This window comes from Paenarthrobacter sp. NPDC090522 (assembly GCF_044769225.1).
GTDB lineage: Bacteria > Actinomycetota > Actinomycetes > Actinomycetales > Micrococcaceae > Arthrobacter.
This window is the reverse complement of sequence record NZ_JBIVXL010000019.1, coordinates 80,140-87,894: the sequence shown is the minus strand read 5'-3', so window position 1 is coordinate 87,894 and position 7,755 is coordinate 80,140. Positions and strand designations below refer to the sequence as shown.

The window sequence follows — 7,755 nt, the reverse complement described above, 5'->3', positions numbered from 1 at the left end:
CGGTATTAGACCCAGTTTCCCAGGCTTATCCCAGAGTCAAGGGCAGGTTACTCACGTGTTACTCACCCGTTCGCCACTAATCCCCCCAGCAAGCTGAGGATCATCGTTCGACTTGCATGTGTTAAGCACGCCGCCAGCGTTCATCCTGAGCCAGGATCAAACTCTCCGTTCAAAAACAAAAAACGAAACACAACCACCCCCACCGGAAATCACGGCAAGAAGCAGCTGCAAAATTCGAAACCAGCTGAAAACCAAACCACCACACACGGGGGTGCACGGCGGTCCAGCAAAATCAACCAATCAATAAAACAATCGGTATCAACAAACTTGGCACACTATTGAGTTCTCAAACAACAGACACTAACCAGCACCACCAGCAACCACACAGGCCACCAGATCGCTCCGGAGCAACTTCTCAAACTTACCCGAACCAGCCGCACAAAGCAAACCAACCCGAACCCCCACCAACACCCAGCAGCACACCAAAGCACCACCGAAAACCGGCCATTTGAAAGGGAGAATGTCGCCATCATTTCCGCATCAGCGGCGGCAACTCGAATAACTTTACACACCCCCCACCCCACACACAAATCCACACCCCGTGAACCCCATCACACAACTGAACCACCACCAACCAGCCACCACAGCACCCAACCCAACACCCGCCGTCGAACCCCAGATAGACACCGAAACAACGGGCCAGCGAGAGAGCGACACCCAAAACAGGCGATTCAGTGAGAGAGCGACACCCAAAACGGGCGATTCGGTGAGAGAGCGTCCCAAGGGGGAACGGCGGACACGCGAAAGGCCGGCAACCGCCAACGGGATACCGGCCTTCGCGACGAACGGGACTCAGTGAAGCCCCGGATTCACATCAACGCAGATGCTCAGTGACCTCCGTGGCCAGCACCTTCCGTCCGGCGCATCATGGCGCCGAGCACAACGGCTACCACGGCAATGATCGTCGCGGCGAAGAACGCTGCCTGCATGCCGGCAACCAGCCCGGACGACGCCGAAACCACGGCGAAGATGGAGACCAGCAGCGCGGTACCTGCTGCGCCGGATACCTGCTGGGCCGTGCTCATAATCGCCGAGCCGTGCGAGTACAGGTGCGGAGGCAGGGGGTTCAGGCCGGTGGTAAACGCCGGGGTGAACAGCAATGCCAGGCCCAGGCTAAGCACAACATGCAGGGCAATGACCCAGCCGAGGGCGCTGTGATCGTCCAAACGGGAGAACTGCCACAGTGTCAGGACCATGAGAATCGAGCCGGACACCGTGAGCGGCAGCGGACCCACCTTGTCGAAGATCCGGCCAATCACGGGACCCAGCAGGCCCATCGCCAAACCACCCGGGAGGAGAGCCAACCCGGTCTCCATGGGCTGCAGGTGCAGCGTGTTCTGCAGGTATAGGGGCAGCAGGATCACTCCGCCGAACAGGGCCATCATGGCCACGACCATGAGCAGCGTGGACACCGTGAACATGCGGTAGTTGAAGGCCCGGAGGTCCAGCAACGGAGCGTCGGACTTCTGGAGCGTGAGCTGCCGGAACACGAACAGCGCCAGGCACACGACGCCCACAACCAAGGCGATAACCGGCACGATTCCCGCGTTGGCTCCCCCGATCTGGCTCAGGCCGTACACCAGGCCGCCGAACGCGGGGACTGTCAGAACGACGGAACCAAGGTCAAGGGTGGTCTTGCCGCGTTCCCCAACGTTGGTGAGGAACTTCGCGCCGATGGCCAACGCGGCCAGAGCCACGGGCAGCACGAACACGAACATGAAGCGCCAGGAGAAGTGGTCCAGGATGATGCCGGAGACCGTGGGTCCCATGGCGGGGGCAACCGAGATGGCGATGCTGACATTGCCCATCACGGCTCCTCGGCGGGACATGGGCACCAGCGTGAGGATGGTGGTCATGAGCAGCGGCAGCATAATGGCCGTTCCGCCGGCCTGGACAATGCGGGCCAGCAGAAGCACGGTGAATCCCGGAGCAAGGGCAGCCAGCAACGTACCGCCGCTGAACAAGCCCATGGCCAGCATGAACGAGGCCCGGGTGCTCAACCGCTGCAGGATGAAGCCGGTGGTGGGGATGACCACGGCCATGGTCAACATGAACCCGGTGGCCAGCCATTGGACCGTGGGCGCATCCACCCGGAGGTCCGTCATGAGCCGCTGGAGCGCGACGTTCATGATGGTCTCGTTGAGGATCACCACGAACGTGGCAACCAGCAGGGTGACGATGACCGTGACGGACTCGCGGGACATCTTGCCGGACACCTGCGGGCCCGGCGTCTGCTCAGGAGCAGCTGCGCCGGAAACAGCACCGGTAGCGCCGGAAACGGGATCGCCGGAGGCGCCGGACGTGACGTCGGTAGACATGGGAATTCCCTTGGCTTGAGATTTGGTTTCCGGCGTTCAGCGCCGGTGAAGACAGGAACAGTCTAAACTCCTCCACCATTCCCGTCAGCAGAAAATCCAAACGTCAGGAATCCAGTGGTGCGTTGTCAATCAAACGCACGGGACCGACCTTCGCCGCGATGATCGCCAGGCCTTCGCCGCGGAAAGGAGTCTCCTTGCAGTTTTCGGCAAGCGGCTCAAGGGTGATGGGGTCCACCACGTCGAAGTAGTCCAGTTCCACCAGTGGCTGGGACTGCACGAGTTCGACGGCGGAGTCCAGGTCCAGGGGTTGGTGCGCGTTCGCGCGGGACTCGATCAGGCGCAACGCCCGCGACAACACGAGCGCCGCTTCGCGCTCCTTGTCGGAGAGGAAGCGGTTGCGGCTGGACAGTGCAAGTCCGTCTTCGCTGCGGACGATCGGCACAGGCACAATGTCGACGGGGAAGTTCAGGTCAGCCACCATCCTCTTCACCAGGGCAAGCTGTTGCGCGTCCTTTTGCCCGAAATAGGCGCGGTAGGCCGCCGTCGTTCCATCCGCGGCCGCACCGCCCGGCAGTCCGTAGTGCAGCAGTTTCGCAACCACGGTCAGGGCACCATCGAAGTGGCCGGGGCGGGAAGCGCCCTCCCATTTTTCGCCGAGCGGACCCGAAGTGACCCGCACCAGCGGCTGCCCCCCGGGGTAGACCTCCTCCACGGTGGGCGCGAACACCAGGTCAACACCCTCCGCCTCCAAGAGGGCGAGGTCCGCTTCGAGCGTGCGGGGGTAGCGGTCGAGGTCCACGGCGTCGCCGAACTGCAGCGGGTTCACGAAGATCGTGGCAACAACAACGTCGTTTTCGGCCACGGCTGTCCGCGCCAAGGCCGCATGCCCGGAATGCAATGCCCCCATGGTGGGCACCAGGCCCTGCGACGATCCACCCTTTTCAGCCAGGAGCCGCGCGCTCTCTGAGCGCAGTTCCGCCGCCGTGGTGACGAGTTTGATGGCCATGCTGTTCAGTTTCCTTCCGGCGACGAGTTCCCGTTGAAGGGTTCTGTCCCATTGTCCAGGGCCTCGTTGATCTCCTGCAGTTGATCCGGCCGCAGCAGCCCGCGGTTCTCCGCCCGCCGCGCAGTGGCCTTCGCCATGGCTTGGTAGGCAGCGAGGACGTCGCCGCCGGCACCGCCGTCGTACTCCGTCAGCGCCTGTGCGTGCGCCGAAACGGTACCCACATCGCCTCTGGCCACGGGCCCGGTCAGGGCTGATTCGCCGGACGCTAGGGCGTTCTCCAGTGTGGCCCGCAGCAACGGACCGAGCATCGACTCGGGTGCTTCTACCCCGATTTCGCGCAACAGCTGCGAGGCCTGGGCAACCAGCGTGACCATGTGGTTGGAGCTGTGGGCCAGGGCTGCGTGGTAGATCGTACGGTCCGCCTCCGCAACAACCACCGGCTCCGCGCCCATTTCCACCACCAAGGCCTGCGCAATCGGCAGCATGGCCGCGTCCGCGGTGACGCCGAAGGTGCAATCCATGAGCCTGGTCAGGTCCAGGCTCATGCCGGTGAAGGTCATGGCCGGGTGCATCGCCAGCGGGATCGCGCCCGCCGCACGCACGGGTTGAAGGATTCCGACGCCGAACCGTCCTGAGGTATGCGCCACCAGTTGGCCTGGCTGCCAGGCTCCGAGTTTCGCCAGCCCCTCAACAAGGTCGCCGAGGGCGTCGTCCGGGACAGCGAGCAGCACCAACTCGGACCGCTCCACGATGTCCTGGATCTCCAGGACCGGGACCCCTGGCAGCAGGCTTTCGGCCCGCTCCCGGCTCGCCTCCGAGACGGCGGAAACCCCGACGACGGCGTGCTCGGCCGCGCGCAAAGCCGCACCCAGGACGGCGCCCACTTTGCCGGCGCCGATGATCCCGACTCCGAGTCGTCCTGGCCTAGCCATGATGGGGATCCTCCTGTTGGGTGGTGTTGGGTTCGACGGCGGGTGGCTGGGTTGGGGCGTGCGGCTGGAAGGACACCTGGGCGAGCCACTGCTCGGAGGTTTGCCGCTTCCTGGCTTCCCTGGCACGCGCGGCCTGCTGGTCGAAGAGTTGCACAGCCTGCGCCACATCAGCTTGGTAGAGGCGTGGCGCCACGGGCCCGGCCGTGGTGTGCAGGACCAAGTCGGTCACCCCGAACCGGCGCGCCAACGGTCCCTGCTGCAGCGCCATGGACTGGGTGCGTTGGTGCGGAACGAGCACCAAGGCGTGCCACCAGCGGCCGGAACGGAGCAGCAGCGCAGTGCGTGTTGCCAGGAATCCGTTGCGGCGCCAGCCAAGGGGGGCCAAGAGACGCGCTCGCCGGGGGGTCGTCGTGAAACCATCGTTGCCGCCGGACACCGGCGCCCAGCCTTCCAGTCCGGCAGTGAAGACACCCTGTGGATCGTCAACGCCCGGGTCCGGGAGGACGAGCGAGAGCATCACCATGACATCGGACTTCAATCCGACCGGCAGCAGCGTGGTCCGCGCAGCATTCTCGTTGCCGGACGTACCTCCATACCCTGCAACGTTGACGTGCATCCGGTACCACCCGAAGAGGCGCCACAAGGGAGACTGCGTGATCTTGAGCGCCTGGATCCGGCCGGGCGGGACGGTTTGGGCCTGCGTGTCCAGGAGGCCATAGCGCAGCCGGATGCCGTCCGGGGAAATGGCCGCAGTGAAGTTGTACCCCTTGTTGAAGGAACTCCAGTAGGCCGCGCCGATACCCAGAATGGCCGGGATCAGGGCAAAGAAGATCGCGTTGTTCTCGGTGTACACGGAGATGGCAACCGAAGCAGCTGCGGCCAGCAGGATGCCCACGGTCTGTTCGCTCAAGAGCAACGATCCAATCAACCGCGACGGCGGAACGGACAGGACGCGCTGCTCGGGCGCCTCCGGGATCTCCTCGATGGTCTCCTGTCCGGTGACCACACCGGCGGCACGCGCAAGGATCGCCGCCCGCAGTTGCTTGGCCTGCGCCAAGGGAAGGTAAGCCAGGCGCACCGCCGATTCACCGGCGTCGGCCACTTCGAACTTGAGCTCGGCGAGGCCGAAGATCCGCGCCAAGAGCGGCTGAACAATGTCGATCGCCTGGACGCGGTCCAGCCGGGCCTGGCGTTGTTGCTTGAACAGCCAGCCCGTATTCACGCGGACATAGCCCTCGGCCACCTGGTACCGGGTGAAGTACCAACTGAGGATGAAACCGCCGACGGCAAGAAGCAGCAGCACCCCGCCGCCCACCAACAACCAGAAGACCCGTCCGTTGAGGTGTGGATCAAGGAAATCGCGGCCCTGGAGTACGCGCTCGAAAGCGTCGCGACCGAAGAAGTAAAGCACCGCGGCCAGCGCTACCCACCCCCGCACAAACGGCGAGGCAGGATGCACGCGCCGCCAATCGCCGTCGACCGCTTTTCCCGGAAGGCTCACTTCCGGGCTCACAGCCCGGCCAGCCTGGCTTCTCCACGGGCGGAAAGCTGCTCGCGCAACCGCGCGCCCTCAGCGGCCGGCAGTCCAGGCAGGTGGGCGTTGGTTCCCGCGGAGGCGGTGTGGAGTTTCAGGGTGCACAGCCCCAGGCTGCGTTCCACGGGCCCCACCGCGACGTCCACGTACTGCATGCGGCCATACGGCACCACCATGGTGCGCTGGAAGAAGATGCCGCGACGGATCAGCAGGTCATCGTCGCGTTCCGCATAACCGATCGCCCGGACCTGGCGGGGAATGAGCACCAGCCGCCACAAGGCCAGAACCAGCATGAAGGCAGGGACCGCGATCGCGAGCCACAGCGGGGGCCAACGCCACCAGCCCAACTGCACGAATACCAGGGGAAGGCTCAGGATCGCCACCATCACCAGGTTGCCCACGGCCCACTCCACCAGCCGCACGGTGACGTACTTCGGCGAAACGCGCAGCCACTGGACGCCCGGCGGATCAATCGCCTCGGTATGCATATTCGCCTTCGCCTTTTGTTTCGCCGCGCCGCTTCTCCGGTCCCCCGGCGGTACCGCCCTCGAAGTCCTCCGGCGGGATGCGGCAGAACCGCTCCACCACCAGCCCGACGATGATCATCACCACTCCGCCGCCGCCCATCAGGAGGGCGTTCCAGAGGATGCCCTCACCGCTTCGCAGGGTGCCGATCCGCAGGAGGTCAAGGGAAATCCCGGCGTGCCAGCCAAGGAGCAACGTCCCGGCGTACGCGCAGGCCTGGGCAAGGACGAGTGTCCGGGCCGCCATGATGGGGTCCAGCATGGTCTTCTTCTTGCCGTTGCGCCACCGCAGCACGCGGATGCCCATCACCAGGGTCAGCAAGGCAATCACGCCCATGGTGGCCAGCGCCGAGACGGGCAGAACCGGTGTGGGCATGCTGACACGGTTGGTCACCGTCGTGGCCAACCAACCGATCAAGGCGGATACGACGGCGATAATCACCAGGACCCACGGACGCATGGCTTTCATGGGCTACTCAACAGCTCCCGTGGCAGGCACACCGGCAACGTCGCCATAGCCGTCGAAGCGGCGGATGTCCGGCATGTCGGCGGCGACGGCGGCCAGCTCAGCCACGCTCTTGCCGCCCAGCTGTGCGTTCGGTTCCAGGAGCGACCACGGGTACAGGACGAAGGCCCGCTCGGCGGCCCGGGGGTGCGGGATGGTGAGGACGGGATCGTCGCTCTGCACGTTTCCATACACAATGATGTCCACGTCCAGCGTCCTGGGACCCCAGCGGACTTCGCGGGTCCGGAGATGCTTTTGCTCCACCGCATGGCAGTGCTCCAGGAGCTCCGACGGCGCAAGGGTGGTTTCGATGGCCATGACCATGTTCAGGAAGTCAGGCTGGCCCTCCGGACCGCCAACAGCCTTGGTCTGCACCACAGGGGAAACCCCGAGGAGGCGCACCTCCGCCGGATCCACCAAATCCGCGACGGCGGTGGTCAGGGTGTCGTTTCGCTCCCCCAGGTTGCTGCCGAGTGCCAGGATCACCTTGGTGTACCCGGCGCTCATGTCCGCTCCCGGTGCACACTGACCGTCACGTCGCCGAAGGGAACCTCGATGGGAGCCTTGGGCTTGTGGACCGTAACGTCGACGGCGGCAAGGGTCCGGTAATTGGCCAGGATGCCCTCGGCGATCCTCACGGAGAGGGCTTCGATCAGGTTCAAGGGCTCGCCCTCGATGTACGAGGTGATCAGTTCAGCGACCTCGCCGTAATGCGCTGTGTACTGCAGGTCATCCGTCTCGGCGGCCTTGGTGAAATCCGTGTGCAGCACGGCATCCACCACGAACGGCTGGCCATCGCGGCGCTCGAAATCGAACACCCCGTGATAGCCGACGGCGGTGATGCCGGTCAGCGTGATCCTGTCCACAGCGCCTCCG

The 7,755-nt window shown here is 64.7% G+C and carries 8 protein-coding genes and 1 rRNA gene; all 9 read right to left on the bottom strand.

Annotated features, from left to right (window positions below):
* Nucleotides 1-172 (bottom strand): 16S ribosomal RNA (locus ACIQT2_RS20125); the annotation flags it as partial.
* Nucleotides 173-887: 715 nt separating this feature from the next.
* Nucleotides 888-2,378 carry a DHA2 family efflux MFS transporter permease subunit gene (locus ACIQT2_RS20120; RefSeq protein ID WP_400337549.1) on the bottom strand — a complete coding sequence of 497 codons (1,491 nt, stop codon included), beginning with the start codon at nt 2,376-2,378 and terminating at the stop codon, nt 888-890.
* 103 nt (nt 2,379-2,481) lie between these two features.
* Entirely contained in the window at nt 2,482-3,384 is a 903-nt protein-coding gene (panC, locus tag ACIQT2_RS20115) for a pantoate--beta-alanine ligase (protein WP_402950002.1), read from the bottom strand.
* A 5-nt stretch (nt 3,385-3,389) separates the two neighbouring features.
* Nucleotides 3,390-4,316 carry a Rossmann-like and DUF2520 domain-containing protein gene (locus ACIQT2_RS20110; RefSeq protein WP_402949999.1) on the bottom strand — a complete coding sequence of 309 codons (927 nt, stop codon included), beginning with the start codon at nt 4,314-4,316 and terminating at the stop codon, nt 3,390-3,392.
* Entirely contained in the window at nt 4,309-5,829 is a 1,521-nt protein-coding gene (locus ACIQT2_RS20105) for a PH domain-containing protein (protein WP_402949996.1), read from the bottom strand. Before ACIQT2_RS20105 ends, ACIQT2_RS20110 begins: the two co-directional genes overlap by 8 nt.
* Nucleotides 5,826-6,338 carry a PH domain-containing protein gene (locus ACIQT2_RS20100; protein ID WP_402949994.1) on the bottom strand — a complete coding sequence of 171 codons (513 nt, stop codon included), beginning with the start codon at nt 6,336-6,338 and terminating at the stop codon, nt 5,826-5,828. Before ACIQT2_RS20100 ends, ACIQT2_RS20105 begins: the two co-directional genes overlap by 4 nt.
* Nucleotides 6,319-6,843 carry a DUF3180 domain-containing protein gene (locus tag ACIQT2_RS20095; protein ID WP_402949991.1) on the bottom strand — a complete coding sequence of 175 codons (525 nt, stop codon included), beginning with the start codon at nt 6,841-6,843 and terminating at the stop codon, nt 6,319-6,321. The genes ACIQT2_RS20100 and ACIQT2_RS20095 overlap by 20 nt, the downstream gene beginning before the upstream one ends.
* 3 nt (nt 6,844-6,846) lie before the next feature.
* Entirely contained in the window at nt 6,847-7,386 is a 540-nt protein-coding gene (folK, locus tag ACIQT2_RS20090) for a 2-amino-4-hydroxy-6-hydroxymethyldihydropteridine diphosphokinase (RefSeq protein ID WP_400337560.1), read from the bottom strand.
* Nucleotides 7,383-7,745 carry a dihydroneopterin aldolase gene (gene folB, locus ACIQT2_RS20085; RefSeq protein WP_400337562.1) on the bottom strand — a complete coding sequence of 121 codons (363 nt, stop codon included), beginning with the start codon at nt 7,743-7,745 and terminating at the stop codon, nt 7,383-7,385. Before folB ends, folK begins: the two co-directional genes overlap by 4 nt.
* Nucleotides 7,746-7,755: the final 10 nt, after the last annotated feature.

Bases quoted from the DNA above. Each gene is read 5' to 3' on its own strand.
- ACIQT2_RS20120 (WP_400337549.1), bottom strand. From the start codon at position 2,378: ATGTCTACCGACGTCACGTCCGGCGCCTCCGGCGATCCCGTTTCCGGC.
- panC (WP_402950002.1), bottom strand. From the start codon at position 3,384: ATGGCCATCAAACTCGTCACCACGGCGGCGGAACTGCGCTCAGAGAGC.
- ACIQT2_RS20110 (WP_402949999.1), bottom strand. From the start codon at position 4,316: ATGGCTAGGCCAGGACGACTCGGAGTCGGGATCATCGGCGCCGGCAAA.
- ACIQT2_RS20100 (WP_402949994.1), bottom strand. From the start codon at position 6,338: ATGCATACCGAGGCGATTGATCCGCCGGGCGTCCAGTGGCTGCGCGTT.
- ACIQT2_RS20095 (WP_402949991.1), bottom strand. From the start codon at position 6,843: ATGAAAGCCATGCGTCCGTGGGTCCTGGTGATTATCGCCGTCGTATCC.
- folK (WP_400337560.1), bottom strand. From the start codon at position 7,386: ATGAGCGCCGGGTACACCAAGGTGATCCTGGCACTCGGCAGCAACCTG.